General features: G+C 74.0%; 10 protein-coding genes. 3 read left to right on the top strand and 7 right to left on the bottom strand.

What is annotated here, in order from left to right:
- Nucleotide 1: 1 nt before the first annotated feature.
- From recD to recC, 3 genes are read right to left on the bottom strand one after another with little or no spacing between them, the layout of a single operon-like run.
- Nucleotides 2–1693 carry an exodeoxyribonuclease V subunit alpha gene (gene recD / locus BJ975_RS05390; protein ID WP_179424163.1) on the bottom strand — a complete coding sequence of 564 codons (1692 nt, stop codon included), beginning with the start codon at nucleotides 1691–1693 and terminating at the stop codon, nucleotides 2–4.
- Nucleotides 1690–5025, bottom strand: a complete 3336-nt coding sequence (locus BJ975_RS05395) for a UvrD-helicase domain-containing protein (protein WP_317628283.1) — start codon at nucleotides 5023–5025, stop codon at nucleotides 1690–1692. The genes recD and BJ975_RS05395 overlap by 4 nt, the downstream gene beginning before the upstream one ends.
- Nucleotides 5022–8312 (bottom strand): exodeoxyribonuclease V subunit gamma, encoded by a 3291-nt coding sequence (recC, locus tag BJ975_RS16680; protein ID WP_179424164.1) that lies wholly within the window; start codon nucleotides 8310–8312, stop codon nucleotides 5022–5024. Before recC ends, BJ975_RS05395 begins: the two co-directional genes overlap by 4 nt.
- 124 nt (nucleotides 8313–8436) lie before the next feature.
- On the opposite strand from recC, the gene BJ975_RS05405 reads away from it, so the two are divergent.
- Nucleotides 8437–9018: a hypothetical protein gene (locus tag BJ975_RS05405; RefSeq protein ID WP_179424165.1), complete on the top strand. Its 582-nt coding sequence runs from the start codon at nucleotides 8437–8439 to the stop codon at nucleotides 9016–9018.
- A 68-nt stretch (nucleotides 9019–9086) separates the two neighbouring features.
- Here the strand turns inward: BJ975_RS05405 and BJ975_RS05410 are convergent, their stop codons facing one another.
- The 3 genes from BJ975_RS05410 to BJ975_RS05420 all read right to left on the bottom strand — a co-directional run bounded on the left by BJ975_RS05410 (nucleotide 9087) and on the right by BJ975_RS05420 (nucleotide 11755).
- On the bottom strand, nucleotides 9087–10706 hold the full coding sequence (locus tag BJ975_RS05410) for a solute symporter family protein (RefSeq protein WP_179424166.1): 1620 nt from the start codon (nucleotides 10704–10706) through the stop codon (nucleotides 9087–9089).
- On the bottom strand, nucleotides 10703–11065 hold the full coding sequence (locus tag BJ975_RS05415; protein ID WP_269302529.1) for a DUF485 domain-containing protein: 363 nt from the start codon (nucleotides 11063–11065) through the stop codon (nucleotides 10703–10705). Before BJ975_RS05415 ends, BJ975_RS05410 begins: the two co-directional genes overlap by 4 nt.
- A 180-nt stretch (nucleotides 11066–11245) precedes the next feature.
- Nucleotides 11246–11755, bottom strand: a complete 510-nt coding sequence (locus BJ975_RS05420) for a hypothetical protein (RefSeq protein WP_179424167.1) — start codon at nucleotides 11753–11755, stop codon at nucleotides 11246–11248.
- A 134-nt stretch (nucleotides 11756–11889) separates the two neighbouring features.
- Here BJ975_RS05420 and BJ975_RS05425 point away from each other — a divergent pair, with 134 nt between their 5' ends.
- Together BJ975_RS05425 and BJ975_RS05430 are read left to right on the top strand one after the other, a co-directional pair.
- Complete coding sequence (locus BJ975_RS05425; protein WP_179424168.1) at nucleotides 11890–13560, top strand: AAA family ATPase; 1671 nt, start codon at nucleotides 11890–11892, stop codon at nucleotides 13558–13560.
- Entirely contained in the window at nucleotides 13557–14843 is a 1287-nt protein-coding gene (locus tag BJ975_RS05430; RefSeq protein ID WP_179424169.1) for a 5-methylcytosine restriction system specificity protein McrC, read from the top strand. The genes BJ975_RS05425 and BJ975_RS05430 overlap by 4 nt, the downstream gene beginning before the upstream one ends.
- A 9-nt stretch (nucleotides 14844–14852) precedes the next feature.
- Here the strand turns inward: BJ975_RS05430 and BJ975_RS05435 are convergent, their stop codons facing one another.
- A complete protein-coding gene (locus BJ975_RS05435; RefSeq protein ID WP_179424170.1) occupies nucleotides 14853–17432 on the bottom strand; it encodes a DEAD/DEAH box helicase in 2580 nt (859 codons plus the stop codon).
- Nucleotides 17433–17462 lie beyond the last annotated feature (30 nt).

Below are 17462 nucleotides of genomic sequence, written 5' to 3' on the forward strand. Positions count from 1 at the left end.
CCTATCGCACCGCTGCTCGGGCGGCGAGTCGCTCCGCGATCCCACTGGATCGGGCGACTCGCCGCCCGATCGCCGTCCGGATGTCCTCGGTCGTGCCGATCACGGTCACCGCGGCGACCGAGCGGGTGATCGCCGTGTAGAGCAGCTCGCGCGTCATGGCGCGCGAGTCCGGACCCGGCAGCAGGACGGTGACGTGCTCGAACTCACTGCCCTGGCTGCGGTGGATCGTCATGGCGTAGCCGGTCTGGACGTCGGGCAGCCGCGACGTCGCCAGCTCGCGGACGGGATCGCCGTCGAGGACGACCTCGACGTGCCCGTCGCGCGCCACCACGACGCCGCCGTCGCCGTTGAACACGCCCAGCGGCGCGTCGTTGCGGGTGACCAGCACGGGTCGGCCCGGGTACCAGTCGTCGTAGCCGACGTCGGGTCGCAGCCAGGCGGTGACGTGGTCGTTCCAGGTGGTGGCACCTGTGGGCCCGTCGCGGTGGGCGCACAGCAGGCGGTGCCCGCCGAGCCGCCGGAGCGCGGTGGCGGCGTCGCCGGCGCGACCGGCGGCGACGAGATCGCGGGCCAGGGGGAGCAGCGTGCCCTCGAGCTCGGCCTGGGCGCGGGCCGGGTCGACGAGACGGATGGTCGGATCGCCGGCCGTCAGCAGGGCGACGGCAGTGTCGGCGTCGCCGTCGCGGACGGCCTCGGCCAGGCGGCCGATGCCCGCCCCGAAGCGATGGCTGCGGATGAGCCGGACGACGTGCTGGTCGGACCAGCCGGCCACCACGTCGTGGAGCACCGCGCCGGCCTCGACCGAGGCGAGCTGGTCGGCGTCGCCGACGAGGATGAGCCGCGTGTCGGGCCGCAGCGCCTCGAGCAGCCGCGCGACGTTCTCCAGCGACGCCATCGAGGTCTCGTCGACGACCACGACGTCGTGCGGCAGCCGCCGCGTGCGGTCGTGGCGGAACCGCGTGTGGTTGTCGTGGCGCCAGCCCAGCAGGCGGTGCATCGTCGAGGCGGGCAGCGCCGTGAGCCACTCGCGCTCGTCGGGGGTGAGGTCGAGCCGGGCGGCGGTGGCCGCCACGGCCTCGCGCATGCGGGCCGCGGCCTTGCCCGTGGGCGCCGTCAGCGCGACGCGCAGCGGACGGCCGAGGGTGGCCAGCGACTGCGCCTGCAGGATCGCCAGGACGCCCGCCACCGTGGTGGTCTTGCCCGTGCCCGGCCCACCGGTGAGCACGATCGTGCCGACCCGTGCGGCGCGCTCGGCAGCCGCGCGCTGGTCGAGGTGGTCGGCGCCGGGGAACAGCCGGTCGAGGTCGGCGACGAGCCGTTCCTCGTCGAGCGCCGGCGGCGTGGCGGCGGCCCGGGCGGCGAGGTCGTCGCACAGCGCGACCTCGAGCTCGCGGTAGCGGTCGAGGTAGAGCAGGTCGTGCTCGACCAGGAGCACGCGCCCGAGCCGGCTGGAGCGGACGGCGTCGAGCCAGGCCCGCGGGTCGGGCCAGGCCAGGCCGGGGACCTCGGGGTCCTGGCGCGGGTCGAAGCACGTGGACCCGTGCCGGACGGCACGGACCGCGAACGCCAGCGCGAGCAGCGGCAGCGGCGCCGTCTCGCCGGTGAGCCGCGCGAGGCGCGCCGTCATGAGTGCGTCGCCGGTGGTGAGCTCCTCGGCGGCGACGAAGTCGTCGATCGTGGCGGGGGCGGTCACGAGGCCTCCTCGCGGGTGGTGCCGTCGAGCAGGTCGGACAGGGCGAGGACGAGCCCGGTGGGCGGCCGCCACGAGAAGACGCCGTAGGGCACGCCGTCGACCCGCGGCGCGTCGGCACCGACCATGCCGCGCACGTAGAGGTAGAGGACCCCGCCGAGGTGCTCCTGCGGGTCGTAGCCGCGCACCCGCCAGCGCAGGAAGCGGTGCAGGACGACCGCGTACAGCAGCGCCTGTAGCGGGTAGGTACCCGAGTTCATCGCGGTGGCGAGCGCGTCGGGTCGGTACCCGCCGATCGTGAGCGGCGCGTCGGGGGCGCCGAGCCAGTTCGTCTTGTGGTCGACCACGAGGAACCGTCCGGACGGCAGCCGGAGCGCGAGGTCGATCGAGCCGGTCAGGTACCCCCGCAGCGGCTGGTCGGCCAAAGCGGGAGCGCGGAGCCGGTCGGCGAAGGGTCGCAGCGGGTCGTCGGCGGGCAGGTGCTGCTCGAGCAGGTCGGCCAGCTGGCCCAGCCGTCCGATCGTGGCCACCGGATGGTCGCCGCCGCCCAGGGGCAGCTCGAAGTCGAGCTCCTTGAACTGGCGCTCCGCCAGGACCGTCGCGAGGTCGAGGTCGTCCGCCAGCGGACCGAGCGGCGTGGTGAGGATGGCCTCGAACGCGGCGACCGTGGCGTCGACGTCGAGCTCGACCGGCCACAGGGCGATCTGCTCGAGGACACGCTCCTCGAGCTCGGCGCGCAGGTCGGCGGCCGTGACGTCGACCTCCTCGAGGACGGCGTGCACGAGACTGCCGAACGTGGCGCCCTTGGGCAGGTCGGCCATGGGGGAGGGCCGCTCGTCGCGGTCGGTGGCCACGACCGGCAGGTCGATCTCGTCCGTGGTGCCCTCGGCGTCGGGCTCGGTGCCGGCGTGCGGTGCGGCCTCCTGCTCGGCACGGATGAGCCCGGAGTAGGAGGTGCGCCGCCACATGGTGTCGAGCCCGCGGTCGAAGGTGCGCACGGCGAGGTCGGCGGGCTCGTCGCGCGGGGCGGTGGCGGGCACGGTGCGCGCGTCGACCCGCTCGAGCTCGGGCCCGCCGCGCTCGTGCCAGCCGCGCAGCACCGACCACGCCGTGGGGTCGTCGGGCGCCGGGACCTCGTCGGGCACCTCGGGGCGCGCGGGATCGGGCCGGAACAGCAGGCGGTGCAGGCCGGAGTTGCGGGCGTCGCGCGTGGGCGCCCACCAGGCGACCAGCTGCGACTTGGCGCGGGTCATCGCGACGTAGGCCAGCCGCAGGACCTCGCCGGCGTCCTCGGTCTGGGCGGCGCGGGAGTGCGCAGCGAAGTCGGGCGAGCCCGGGCCGCCGACGTCGAGGATCCGGGCGCCCGACGCGTCGTGGAAGCGCGGTCGCTCGTCGCGGTCGGGACGCCAGCGGTTGAACAGGAACGGCAGGTGCACCACAGGGAACTCGAGGCCCTTGCTGGCGTGGATTGTGAGCACCTGGACGGCCTTCGCGTCGCTGTCGAGGCGACGGGTCAGCTCGGCCGACTCGCCGGTCTCGGCCCGCTTGCGCCGCAGCCATTGGACGAGGCCCGAGAGGCCGAGCCGCTCGCGCAGGGCGACCTCGTGCAGCAGGTGCGCGACGTGGCGCAGGTCGGTCATCCGCCGGTAGCCGTCGGGTCGGGCCAGGATGCGTGCGGCGAAGACCTCGTCGGTGAGGGACTCGACGACCGCGGCCACCCCGCGGGCGCCCAGCAGGTCGGCCAGGTCGCGGACCCGGGTGGCGAGCGCGTCGGTCAGCCGGTCGCCGCCGGCGACGAGCGTGGCCGCGTCGTGGCCGAGGAGGTCGGTGAGCCCCGCGGCGCGCACCAGCCCGGAGCGCTGCGGCGACTCCATCGCCTCGAGCAGGGTGAGCCAGTCGTCGGCGGCCTGGCTGACGAGCACGTTGCTGCCGCCGCCGAGGACCGCCGGGATGCCGTGCCGGGCGAAGGTGCGGCGCACGAGGTCGGCCTCGACACCCGTGGCGACGAGGACGGCGATGTCGCCGGCGGCCAGGGGTCGCACCTCGGAGCCGGAGTCGTAGGTGGCGCCGGACGCCAGCGCCTCGGCGACGTCGAGCGCCAGGTCCTCGACGATCCGCTCGCGCGCGGCTGCCACGGGCAGGTCGCGCTCGGGCTCGTCGGCGTCCTCGCGGTCGAGCACCCGCAGCCGGAACGCCGCGGGGTGCGGCAGGCCCACCAGCCGGCTGCCCGCGTGCCGCGCCCGGACGGGACGCACCGCGATGTCGGGGTGGCCCAGCTGCGCGCCCGCGAAGGTGGCGCCGAGCGCGTCGACCAGCGGCGCGTCGCTGCGCCAGTTGACGGGCAGGGTGCGCCGCTCGGTGGCCGTGGCCGCCGCGCGCAGGTAGGTGTGGACGTCGCCGCCCCGGAACGCGTAGATCGCCTGCTTCGGGTCGCCGATGAGCACGAGCGTGGCCGCGCCGCTGAAGGCGCGGTCGAGCACGTTCCACTGGACGGGGTCGGTGTCCTGGAACTCGTCGACGAGCACGACCCGCCAGCGCGACCGCATGAGCGCGCGGGCGGGCGAGTCGGGATCCTCCAGCACGGTCTCGAGCCGCTTCAGCAGGTCGTCGTAGTCGAGCAGGCCGAGCTCGCGCTTGCGCTGGTCGAGCCGTCGCCGGACGGCGTGGGCGAACCGGACGCGCACGCCCGCCGGGGAGTCCGGGTCGGCCTCGACCGGGACGAGGGCCGCGTGCGGGTCGGAGACGACGGCCTGGGCCAGCGTGCGGGCCTGGCCGTGCGAGAGTGCGGGCCCGTCCTCGTTCGCGTACTTCGCGACGTAGAGGTCGTCGACGATCTGGTCGACCAGCTCGGTGAGGTCGTCGGTCAGCTCGGCCGAGCCGTCGGAGTCGCCGGCGGTGCCCAGGCTGCGCAGGACGGTCTGGCAGAACTGGTGGGTGGTCGCGATCGTCGCGCCGTCGAAGTCGGCCAGCGCCGCGCGGAGGCGGGCACGGCGGGCGGCGCGCTCGGCCTCGGGGACGTCGACCAGCAGCGCGAGCAGCGGGTCGTCGCCGTCGCGGTGCGCCGCCGGGTCGGCGAGCGCGGCCTCGGCCGCCACGAGCTGGTCGCGGACGCGCTCGCGCATCTCGCGGCTGGCGGCCCGGCCGAACGTGATGACGAGGAGCTCGGGCAGCGTGACGACGCCCTCGGCGACGTAACGGGAGACGAGCGCGCCGATGGTCCAGGTCTTGCCGGTGCCGGCGCTCGCCTCGAGCAGCGTCGTGCCGCTCGGCAGCGGATCGGCGATGTCGAACGGACGCAGGTCGGTGGGGCGGTCGTCCGCCGGGGGAGTGGTCACAGCGCGGCCTCCTGCTGGTGGTCGAGCGCGCCGTCCCACAGGCGCGCGGCGAGCGACGTGAACCCGTCGGCGACGAGCGCCGAGAACGGCGCCTTCGGACCCCACACGCGCACGATCTCCTCCGCGTCGCGGTCGGCGGGTGGGCCGTAGGCCTTGGGCTCGCGCTGCCATTCGCGCGCGGCGATGCGGGCTGCGGCCTGCGGGCCGCGGGCCCGCTGCTGGAACGCGAACAGCCGGGCCAGCTCGACCGGCAGCGGCAGCGGCCGCACGAGTCCCGCGTCGCGCAGCTCGACGAGATCGGCGAGCAGGCCGAGCGCCTCCTCGCGCGAGTCGGGGGCGCGGGTGACGACCTGGGCCGTGCCACGACCGACCTTGCCGGCGAGGTGGGCGACCCACGGCACCTCAGGACGCTCGCACGCCAGCGCGAGCAAGCGCACCCAGTCGCGCAGGCGATGCCGACCGTGCACCGTGGAGTAGGAGACCGTGACGAGACGGTCGTCGTGCACGCCCTCGACCGTGCCGGTGAGGCGCCGTCCGTCGGGCAGCGCGACGTCGACGTCGATCGTGGAGGCGTCGCCGGTGCGTAGTGCGGCGGTGCCCGCGACGAGGGTGGCCACGCGCGTGCCGACGTCGGTGCCCACGGCCTCGCCCAGCCGGCCCGGCGGCATCATCCCGGCGCGCCACACGGCCGACCAGGCGTCGGCCGGGGCGACGCCGCGCACGGCGTCGTCGAGCAGGCGCTGGCCGATGCGCCACCGTTCGAGCCCGTCGAGCGTGATGGGCAGGTCCTCGTCGAGCAGGTCCTCCTCGCCCCGCAGCAGCACGTCGAGCCGCTGCCGCCAGAACGCCCGGACCGGGTTCTGCACGAACCCGACGAGGTCGGCCAGCACGAGGTCCTCGCGGGCGGCCGCGGGCAGCGGCTCGGACAGGAACGGTGGGGGCTCGGTGCGCGGCCGCAGGCTGGCCCGGGCCCCGGCCAGCGCGGCGGGGTCGAAGCTGAAGGGACGCCCGTCGGCGGTGATCGCGCCGGGACGCAGGTTCCGCGGGTCGAACGGCTGCAGCGGGTGATGGGTGACGACGTCGACCTCGCCCGCCGTGCGCCGCACCTGGTCGAGCAGCTCGCCGAGCGGGACGGCCGGCGGACGCGGCTGGCCGCGGTGCTCGTCGGCGCCGGTGTAGGTGACGACGAGGGTCTCGGTGGCCGACATGACCGCGTCGAGCAGCAGCTGACGGTCCTCGGCCCGCGCGTCGCGCTCGCCCGTGAGCGGACGGCGGGCCAGCACGTCGTCGCCGTCGACGTGGGTGGCCCGCGGGAACGTGCCGTCGTCGAGGCCGACCAGGCACACGACCCGGTGGGGCACCGAGCGCATCGGCACCATCGTGCAGACGGTGAGGCTGCCGGTGCGGAAGCTGGCGCGCGACGGGCGGCCGGCCCAGCGGTCGCGGACCATCGAGAGGACCTCGCCCGGGCGGAGCACCGTGGACTCGTCGTCGAGGCGCTCCAGCTCGCGCTCGACCTGCTGGCGCTGCCACGCGTCGCGGTGCGGGACCTCGGCGAGGTCGTCGAGCATCGCCGCGATCCGCGCCGACCACTGCGCCATGGTGGCGTCGCGCCCGAACGCCTCGACCGCCTGCTCGAGGCCGTCGACGAACGTGACCAGTCGGCCCGCGAGGTCGACGTCGCCGCTGGGGACGTCGTCGAGCGGCAGCACGTCGGCCACGGGCCGGCTGGGGTCCTCGGTGGCCACGACGCCGGCGACGAGGCGGTCGAGCCCCGCGCGCCAGGTGTTCTGCTCGACCCGCAGACCGAAGCGCCGTCGGTGCTCGGCATCGAATCCCCAGCGCACGCCGCTGGACTCGACCCAGCCGGCGATCCGCTCGATCGCGTCGTCGTCGAGGTCGAAGCGCTGCCGCACGGGCTCGGTGCCGAGCAGGTCGAGCACCTCGGCGTTGGTGGCGCGGCCGCGCCGGGCGAGCTCGAGCACCGCGACGGTCAGCCCGAGCAGGGGATTGGTGCGCGAGGCGGCACGGTCGGCGAGCATGACGCGCAGCCGGTGGCCGGGATGGTGGGGCGTGTCGCCGAGGACCTCGGACTGGCCGAAGGCCGCGTGGAACAGCGGGGCGTAGGCCTCGATGTCGGGCACCATGACGAGCACGTCGCGCGGCTCGAGCGTGGGGTCGTCCTCGAGCAGGCCGACGACGACGTCGCGCAGCACGTCGACCTGCCGCGCGCGACCGTGGCAGGCGTGCACCTGCACCGAGCGGTCGGACGCCGGCGGGACCGGTCCGCCGGCACCGGGCCGATCGGCGGCGACGTCGGCCTGCAGCCGCCCCAGCAGCGTGTCCGGGCGAGGCACGGGGAGCGACGGGTGCGTGACGGCTTCAGGGGCAACCGAGGCGAGCGACCGCTGGAGCTCGCGCACGTCGCGGCCGAGGGCGGCCAGCAGGGGATTCTCGACCCGCTCGGCGGTGTCGTCGTCGGCGCGCGGGACGATCGCGGCGACGTCGTCGAGGCGGTCCCAGGCGACGGGGGAGGCGTGCGGCAGCCACAGGTGCACGTCGCGCTGCGCGGCGAGCGCCGCCAGCACCTGCAGCTCGCCGAGCGGGAGGCGGCTGTGGCCGAAGAGGCTGACGCGGGCGGGGAGGTCGGCGGCGGCCGCGGACGCGCCGAGGTCGGCGATCGTGGCGGCGATGCGCTCGTCGGGCGAGGGCGCGTCGATCCGCGCCCGCACACGGCGCCACACCTCGGCCTGCCAGCGCACGTCGGCGGGCAGCGCGGCGCCGGTGCCGTCCTCGTCGCGGCCCTGCGACCACGCCCGCGTCATCGAGGGACGCTGGCGCGCGTAGGCGTGCAGCCGGCCGGCGACGCTCCGCGCGACGCCCAGCCGCCGGTCGAGACGCAGCTCGCGCTCGAGGCCGGAGTGGCCCTCACCGACGTGGCGCGCGACGGGCGCCAGCCACGGCTCGCCGAGCGACGCGTCGAGCACCTCGAGCACCCGCCACACCAGGGCGTCGGGTCGCCACGGGTCCTGCTCGTCCTCGCCGAGCAGCTCGGCGACGATCGAGTGCGGCCGCGCGAACCGGACGCCGGCCGTGACCCCGTCGCCCCCGCCGGGGGACGCGCCCAGCCGGTGGCTGAGCCGCTGCGACAGCCAGCGCTCGGTGCCCAGGGCCGCGACGACGACGAGCTCGGTGGCGAACGGGTCGTCGGTGGGCTCGGCCAGCAGGGCGGCGAGGCCGTCGGCGAGCACGTCGGTGCGCTCGGCGCGGTGCAGGTGGAAGGTCATGTCGAGCCTCAGTCTGCCGTGTCCCACCGACACGCGGAGCGGCCCCGGTGAACGGGTGAGACCTCGGTCTCACACAAATCCGCGAAACCGCGTCATGGCGCGCCGGAAGGCGCGTCTCACTGGCATGAGCAGAAGGACGGTGCGCAGCGTGGACCCGCTGTCGCGCCCCAGACTGACGGTCGTGCGCGGCGAGGCCGCCGCCGAACCCACTCCCGCACCTGAGCGCGCCGACGCCACCGACGTGCTCTCCACGATCCTGATCGACGCCTTCGGCGATCGGGTCCTGTTCCTGTTCCACCGCCGCATCCCCGGCCAGACGGGCGACCTGCCCGTCATCGCCGTGACGTCCACGGGCGTGCACCTGGTCGAGCCGCGCTCGTACCCGGGCAAGAAGGTCCGCGCGTGCCGCGACGGCAGCACGTTCGAGATCGACGGCGTGCGCCACACCCGGCTCTCCGAGCAGATGGCCGAGCACGCCGAGGCGCTGCAGGCGGCCGTCTCGACGGGCCCGCTGCCCGAGGCGCCGGTGCACACCAGCTACTGCTTCGTCGAGGGCGAGCTGCCGATGCGCCCGCTCGAGGTCGACGGGGTGCGGGTGCTCTCGGTCCGCTCCACCCTGCGCCGGCTGCGGGCGGGCGGACCCCTGGACGAGCGTGAGGTCGAGGCGCTGCACCGCGACCTCGCGCGCCGCCTCGTGCGCAGCTGACGCGCGAAGACGACGATGGGGCGGCCTCTCGGGGCCGCCCCATCGTCGCGTCTGCCAGGTGCTCGTCCTCAGTGGTCGAGCGCCTTGCCCTCCGCGCCCGCACCGGTGAGGGCGCGGACCTCCATCTCCGCGGCCTTGATCTCCAGGTGCTCCTTGCTGGTGAGCGTGCCGATGATGCCCAGCAGGAAGGAGGCCGGGATCGACACCAGGCCCGGGTTGGCCAGCGGGAACCACGACCAGTCCTGGTCGGGGAACATCGCCGTCTCGGAGCCCGACACCGCGGGGCTGAAGACGATCAGCCCGACCGTGATGATGAGGCCACCGTAGATGCTCCAGAGGCAGCCGCGGGTGTTGAACCGCTTCCAGAACAGCGAGTAGAGGATCGTCGGCAGGTTGGCCGAGGCCGCGACCGCGAACGCCAGCGCGACGAGGAACGCGATGTTCTGGCCGTTGGCCGCGATGCCACCGAGGATCGCCACGATGCCGATGACGATCGCCGCGATGCGGGCGACCTTGACCTCCTGGCCGTCCGGCGCCTTGCCGCGGTGGATCACGTTCGTGTAGATGTCGTGCGCGAACGAGGCCGACGCGGTGATGGTGAGGCCGGCGACGACCGCGAGGATCGTCGCGAACGCCACCGCCGACACGATGCCGAGCAGGAGGGTGCCTCCCAGCTCGTACGCCAGCAGCGGTGCCGCCGAGTTGGCCGCGCCGGGTGCCGCCGCGATCCGCTCCGGACCGACGAGCGCCGCGGCGCCGTAGCCCAGGGTCAGCGTGAACAGGTAGAACAGGCCGATCAGCCAGATGGCCCACACGACCGACTTCCGGGCCTCCTTGGCCGTGGGCACGGTGTAGAAGCGCATGAGGATGTGCGGCAGGCCCGCGGTGCCCAGCACCAGGGCGACCGACAGCGAGATGAAGTCGATCTTCGTGACGCCGTCGAGGCCGTACTTCTTGCCCGGCTCGAGGGCGGCACCGGCGGCGGCGCCGTCACCGAGCAGGTCGGAGAAGTTGAAGCCGTACTGCGCCAGGACCCACACGGTCATCAGCAGCGCGGCGCCGATCAGCAGGATCGCCTTGATGATCTGGACGTAGGTCGTGCCCTTCATGCCGCCGACGAGGACGTACACGATCATCAGCGCGCCGACTCCGGCGATGACCAGGGCCTGGCCGAAGGAGTCGTTGATGTTGAGCAGCAGGGCGACCAGGCCACCGGCGCCGGCCATCTGGGCCAGCAGGTAGAAGAAGGACACGACGAGCGTCGAGACGGCCGCGGCGGTGCGCACGGGACGCTCCTGCATGCGGAAGCTCAGCACGTCGGCCATCGTGAACCGGCCGGTGTTGCGCAGCAGCTCGGCCACCAGCAGCAGGGCGATGACCCAGGCCACGAGGAAGCCGATGCTGTAGAGGAAGCCGTCGTAGCCGGTCAGCGCGATGGCGCCGGCGATCCCCAGGAACGAGGCGGCCGACAGGTAGTCGCCCGAGATGGCGAAGCCGTTCTGGCGACCCGTGAAGGACGCGCCGGCGGTGTACATCTGCGACGTGCTCTTGTTGGTGCGGCTCGCCCGGATCACGAAGACGAGGGTCAGCACCACGAAGGCCGCGAAGATCGCGATGTTCAGGGTGGTGTTGCCGACCTGCTCGGACTCGGCGGCCCGCGCGAGGGCGGGCAGGGAGGTGGTGATCATGCGAGGCCCTCGGCTTCCATCTCGTCGCGGATCTTGGCCGAGCGGGGATCGAGCTCACGGTCGGCGTAGCGGACGTACGCCATCGTCACCACGAAGGTCGCGACGAACTGCAGCAGCCCGAAGACGAGCCCGACGTTGATGTTGCCGAACAGCTTCTGGCTCATGAAGTCGACGGCGTACGTGGACGCGAGGACGTAGACGAAGTAGAAGACCAGGGCCGCGCCCGTGGCCGGCAGGACCCAGTTCCGGTGCTTGCGCTTCAGCTCCTGGAACTCCGGCGACGCGAGGACGGCGATGTACGCGGCCTCGCGCTCGGTCGGCGCCGGGGACGCCGAGTCGGATTCGGTCGACTTGCTCACAGCTTCACCTCCAGGGTGATGATCGGAGTGCGTGACCGGCATCACAGTGACGGCGGTCACATCCGACGCTAGGTGGGGTGGCTCTCCGGCGCCGTCCCGCCACGGCGCGCGTGCGATGAACGACCGGATTCTGCGACGAACGGTCGTGCCGGGAGCCTTCGTCGCCGCTCGGCGGCGCGCTCAGCCCGCCGCGGTGGAGCCCGTGATCTCGGCCTCGAGGGCGGGCAGGACGCCCGGACCGAGCCGCGCCACGTGGTGCCCGGCGTGCATCAGGAAGCGCGCTTGCCGGCGCAGCTCCGCCGGCATCGGCGGCAGGTCGCGCTCGGCCTCGCCCAGTGCGCCCGCCACCTCGGGCCCGATCCGGTCGGACGCGAGCGTCGTGCTGCGCGCGTCCACGATCCCGAGTCCGGCGCCCGCCTGGGCGGCGCTGCGCAGCACGTCGACCACGTGGGGCAGGTCGTCGGGGGAGGCGTCGATCGGCAGCAGCGGCACGAGGTGCGCGGTCAGCAGGTCGGCGACCTCGTGCGCCTCGGGCGTGAACGCGGCGTCCAGCCCGAGGCGATGGGTCGTGGACGCGCCGAATCCCGTGCGGGCGCCGGGGTCGTCGGCCGGCCAGGTGCGGCCGTCGAGCGTCGGGGTCGCGAGGACGACCGCGCGCTCGCGTCGCCGACGACGTGTGAACCAGCCCACACTCGTAGGGTACGCGGGACAACCAGGGTGACTCGTGGAAGAAATGTGACGAGAGTTGCGTCATGGGGCGCGTGCCGCGCCGTCTCACCGTCGCAGGCAACAGGACCGAGCGGCGGACGAAGGGAGGCGGGACGGTGAAGGTCGAACGCATCTGGTGGCGCGAGATCAGCCCCGAGGACTACTACTCGATGGAGAAGTCCACGCGGGTGCTGCGCGGGAGGACGAGCGTGGAGATCCGCCAGGTCGCCGACCTGCTGGAGTTCGCCGGCCTCGACCGCTTCGCCTCGCCCGACGGCTGGCAGGACGTGCGCATCGTCCCGCACGTCGTCGGCGATCCCTCCGTCTCCGCGCCGCTCGTGTTCAAGGCCCACCGGCGTCACGGCGTCTACGAGCTGACCGGGCAGAACCGCCACGACGAGCGGCACGAGCGTCACCCCGCGTGGCTCCCGCTGCACGGCTGGCCCGACCTGCGCATCCCGACCTCGGTCGAGGACGCCAAGGCCGTCCTGGCCGAGCTCGGCGGCCTGCACGTCTACGTCGCGCGCACCGTCACGGGCCAGTACTTCGCCGGCCACACCACGGGGGCCTCGCTGCCGCCCGGCTGGCCGTCGTCGTGCCAGCCGCTGTTCACCGGCTCGGAGTCGGGCGTCATCAGCGTCGGCAGCGGCTCGGTGCAGAGCCTGACGCCGCTCGCGCGCAAGATCCTCGACGCCTTCCGCGACCGCAAGAACGTCCTCATCTACGGACCTCCGGCCACCGGCAAGACGCACGCCGTCGCGCAGGTCCGGCAGATCCTCGACGACAAGTGGACCGGTGGCGAGGCCATCGAGATCGACCCCCACCGTGTCGACCATCCGTTCAGCTCGGGCTTCGAGGCGTCGCCGGTCGTGCCGCCCGTCATCACCGACTGGGTCACCTTCCACCAGGACTACGGCTACGAGGACTTCATCGTCGGCCTGCGTCCCACTGGCGAGGGCATCCGCCTGGCGCCGTTCGCCGGCCGCCTGCTCGACCTCGCGATCCGGCTCGACCGTCAGGGCCGCGGCTCGGCGCTGCTCGTCATCGACGAGATCAACCGTGGCAACGTGCCGAAGATCCTCGGCGACTTCATGACCTACATGGACACGTCCTACCGCCGCGGCCGCGACGGGAACACCCGCTCGGCCATCCCGGTGAACCTGCCGAAGGTCCAGCGCAGCCCCACGGGCGACCCCGTCACCGAGCCCATCTGGATGCTCTCGGGCGACTCGTACATGCTGCCGCAGCCGTGGACCTTCCCCCACGACGTGCACATCCTGGCCACGATGAACTCGGTCGACCGCGCGGTCGCGCCGCTGGACTCGGCGATCGGCCGGCGCTTCGAGCGCATCGACGCCTACGCCGACCTGGACTTCCTCGCCCAGCACCTCGGGGTCAGCCTCGAGGTCGCGACGGCGCCGGACATCGACGCCGAGCACTGGACGCCCCAGGCCGCGGCCGTCGCGCTGCTGGCCTACCTGAACGACGAGATCACCGAGCGGCTCGGGCAGGACTACGAGCTCGGGCACCTGTACTTCTGGAAGATCGCGACATGGGAGGACCTGCAGCGCGTGTGGGACCACGACATCTGGCCGCAGATCCGGGACCGCTTCGGCGCCCGACCCGATCAGCTGGCCGACCTGCTGCGCGTGAACTCGCGCAACGCTCCGGCGAACTACCCCTTCCGCACGCGGACGGTCACGGGCCGGGCCCTGGCCGTCGACAGCCTCATGGGACAGTCCCACGAGGACACCGCCATCACCCTGGACTTCCTGGTGCGCGGATGATCGGCGCGCAGACCCTCCTCGAGGGCGGCCCCGCCCAGCCGTTCACGGGCACCGCGTCGGACCTCGCCGAGCTGCGCCTGCGCTCGTCCGAGCTGGCCACCCGACTCGGCCTGGCCGAGGAGCCGTTCGTCATCGACGAGGCCGCGGGCACGGTCGAGGTGCGCGGCGTCGCGGGCTTCGTCTCGCTCGGCGACTCGACGATCGAGATCATGCCGCACTTCCTGCGCCACGACCCGGGCTGGCGCGTCTCGATGCTGACGATCCTCACCACAGTGCACCACCTCGAGTGGGTGCCGCGGGTCGACCGCGGCACGCGCCACGCGGGCCTGTCGGACCTGCTCGGCATGATCGTCGCCGGTGCCATGGGGCGCGCCTCGTCCGAGGGCGTGCCGCGCACCTACGTCGAGCGCACGGCCGTCACGGCCTCGATCCGCGGCCAGGTCGACGCGGGCCGGATGTGGCGCCGCGTCGTCGACCCGTACAGCGTCGACTGCCGCTTCTCCGAGTTCGTCGCCGACGGCCCGGTCACCTCCGCGCTCACGTGGGCGTGCACCGAGCTCGCGGGCGCCGTGCAGCAGCCGTGGCTGGAGTCCGAGCTGCGCGCCTACGCCGACCTGTTCCCCGAGGCCTCCCGCGACCTGCCGCCGCCGGCGATCATGGACGGCCTCCGGCTGACGCCACAGTTCGGCTTCCTCGGCGAGGCGCTCGACGTCGCGCGGATGCTGGCGATGGGCCCGCAGAACGGCACCGGCGGTCGCGCCGACGGCCCGACGCGGGCGTTCCTGTGGAGCACCGAGCAGCTGTTCGGCGACTTCGTCCAGGTCGTGGCCGAGCGGGCCGCGAAGTCCGCCGGCTTCACCGCCTACCGTGGAGGCCGCTCGCGCCGCCTCAACGACGCCTCCGCCGCCGCGGGCACCGTCGACACGATCGTCGAGTCCGACGCCGAGCTCGTCGCCACGTCGGTGTGCGCCCGCGACTACACCGAGGACCTCGCCGACGAGATCGCGGCGGGACTGATCTCCGCCGGACGCGGTCTGGGCGCCTCGGACGTCGCGATCGTGTTCCCCGCGAGCATGGGCCTGCGCCCGGGCACGCAGATGCGCGTGCGCGAGGCCGGCGGGCCGTCGATGCTGCACCTGCTCACCGTCGACCCGTCGGGGCTGGGCGAGAGCGGTGGCATGGCCCGCGTCGTCAACGAGTTCGAGCTCGACCTGGGGATGGTGCTGACCATCGCGCAGCGCCGTCCGGTGGGATCGCGCCGCCGCCTCGGCGGCACCGCCTGACCGCGGCGCTCAGTAGCGCAGCTGGACCAGGACCTCGAGCTCGGCGTCGGTGAGCTCGGTGAGCGCGCCCTCGCCGGCGTTGACGACCGCGTCGGCCAGCGCGCGCTTGGCGCTGATCAGCTCGGCGATCGACTCCTCGATCGTGCCCTCGGCCACGAGGCGGTGCACCTGCACGTTCCTCGTCTGGCCGATGCGGTGGGCGCGGTCGGTGGCCTGGTCCTCGACGGCCGGGTTCCACCAGCGGTCGTAGTGCACGACGTGGTCGGCACGGGTCAGGTTGAGGCCCGTTCCAGCGGCCTTGAGCGACAGCACGAAGACGTCGGTCTGGCCGTCCTGGAACGCGCGCACCATCTGCTCGCGCCGGCTGACGGGCGTGCCGCCGTGCAGGAAGTCGTGACGCACCTTGCGCTCGCCGAGCCGCCGCGCGAGCAGCCGGCCCATCTGCGCGTACTGGGTGAACACGAGCGCGGCGCCGCCCTCGTCGACGATCTCCTCGACGAGCTCGTCGAACGCCTCGAGCTTGCCCGAGCGCCCGGGCAGCCGGGCCTCGGGCTCGTGCAGGAACTGCGCCGGGTGGTTGCAGATCTGCTTGAGCTGGGTGAGCAGCTTGACGACCAGACCCCGGCGGCGGATGCCGGTGGAGTCGGCGATCTCGGACATCGTGCGCTGGACGACCGCCTCGTAGAGCCCCACCTGCTCACGGGTCAGCGGCACGCGGTGGTCGGTCTCGATCTTCGGCGGCAGCTCGGGCGCGATGCCGGGGTCGGACTTGCGGCGACGCAGCACGAACGGCCGGATCAGCTGCGAGAGCTGGGCGGCGCGCTCGGTGTCGTGGTCGCGCTCGATCTGGCGTGACCACTCGCGGCGGAACTGCTCGCGCGTGCCCAGCAGGCCGGGCGTGGTCCAGTCGAGCAGCGCCCACAGCTCGCCGAGGTGGTTCTCGACCGGGGTGCCCGTCAGCGCCATGCGGGCCTCGGAGTCGATCCGGCGCAGGGCCTGCGCGGCGCCGCTGCCGGGGTTCTTCACGTGCTGGGCCTCGTCGGCGACGACCAGGTTCCAGCGGTGACGGCGCAGCTCCTCGACGCTCGACCGCATCGTGGCGTAGGTGGTGACGACGAAGCCGGTCTTGGCGTCGTCGAGGGTGCGGCGCGGACCGTGGTACCGGGACACGGGCACGCTCGGCGCGAAGCGCGCGATCTCCCGCTCCCACGTGGCCAGCACCGACGCCGGACACACGACCAGCGTGGGCTCGGGGGAGTCCAGGTGCAGGTGCAGCGAGATGAGCATGAGTGTCTTGCCCAGGCCCATGTCGTCGGCGAGGATGCCGCCGAGCCCGAGGTCGACGAGCTGGCTCATCCAGCGCAGGCCGCGCAGCTGGTACTCGCGCAGGCTGCCGTCCAGGCCGTCGGGCTGCACGGCGGGTGCGATGTCGGCGTCCTGCTCGGCCAGTCGGCGTCGCACGTCCTCGAGCCAGCCAACGGTGTCGACCTCGGTCTCGAGCCCGTCGATCTCCAGGCTGCCCGTGACGGCGGCGCGCAGGGCCTCGCCGGCGCCCAGGGTGCGGCCGTGGCCCTCCAGCACGCGGGCGACCTGGGCCTGGTCGACCATGACCCAGCGGTCGCGCAGGTGGAGCATGCCCGACTGCGACTCCGCGAGCTGCTCGACCTCGGCTCGCGTGAGGTGCTCGCCGCCGACCGAGACGCTCCAGTCGAAGCGGAACAGCTGGTCGGACGTGAAGGCGCGGGGCCGGTCGTGCTCGCGGTCGAGGCGGGGCTCCTCGCCGTCGACCCGGCTGACGACGCCGGTGGCCTGCACGTCGCGACGCAGCCCCTCGGGCCACGCGATCTCGATCCGGTTGGCCAGCGCGGCGATGAGCGGCTGTCCCTGGCCGAGCGCGCCGAGCTCCTCGGGGGTCACCCGGGCGCGGCCCTCGCGGGCGAGCTGGTCGGCGGGCGGCCAGCTGACGGCGAGGCGCTCGAGCATGGCGACGAGGGCGGGACGGGCGGCCTCGCCGAGGTGGTGGTCGTCGCGCGTCAGCACGGCGGGCGCGGGCACGGACGCGCGGTTCAGGGCCTGCGGGCGCACCTGCAGCTCGAGGTCGGCCATCGCGTCGGCGTCCTCGCTGAGCGTGATGTCGAGGCGGTACGAGAAGCTCGTGGGCCGCTCGATCGTGGGGCGCGGCTGCTCGGTCTCGCGGCGGCGCTGCGGGGTGGTGGCCACGGCGGGCGCGCCCGCGACGAGCGCGGCGAGGAAGGCGCGGATCGCGGCCTGGCCCTCGGCCGGCGTCGGGCCGACCGACCGGCCGGCGTCGAGCATCTGCTGCAGCTCCGAGGAGCCGGGGGAGGCGAGCGTGCCCGTGGCCATGAGGCGCAGCGCGACGATCGACGGGGTGGCCCACGCCCGGACGCTGGGGTCGGCCGTGAGGGCGCGGATGCCGCCGCTGAGCGGGCCGACGGCCTCGTTCGCGGTGGCCTCGAGGGGGCCGCTCGGGGTGTCGAAGACGAAGACCGACCGGGCCGGGTCCTCCTGGTCCTGAACGAACCTGACCGGGTGCCGGAGTGCGATCTGCAACTCGGTCGGGGTGGCCATCCCTCCATTGTCGCGCACGCTCGCAAACGT

It is taken from the genome of Aeromicrobium tamlense, from assembly GCF_013408555.1.
GTDB classification, from domain to species: domain Bacteria; phylum Actinomycetota; class Actinomycetes; order Propionibacteriales; family Nocardioidaceae; genus Aeromicrobium; species Aeromicrobium tamlense.

Coding starts and splice junctions, on each gene's coding strand:
- BJ975_RS05410 (WP_179424166.1), bottom strand. CDS start 10,706: ATGATCACCACCTCCCTGCCCGCCCTCGCGCGGGCCGCCGAGTCCGAG.
- BJ975_RS05430 (WP_179424169.1), top strand. CDS start 13,557: ATGATCGGCGCGCAGACCCTCCTCGAGGGCGGCCCCGCCCAGCCGTTC.
- recC (WP_179424164.1), bottom strand. CDS start 8,312: ATGACCTTCCACCTGCACCGCGCCGAGCGCACCGACGTGCTCGCCGAC.
- BJ975_RS05405 (WP_179424165.1), top strand. CDS start 8,437: ATGAGCAGAAGGACGGTGCGCAGCGTGGACCCGCTGTCGCGCCCCAGA.
- BJ975_RS05435 (WP_179424170.1), bottom strand. CDS start 17,432: ATGGCCACCCCGACCGAGTTGCAGATCGCACTCCGGCACCCGGTCAGG.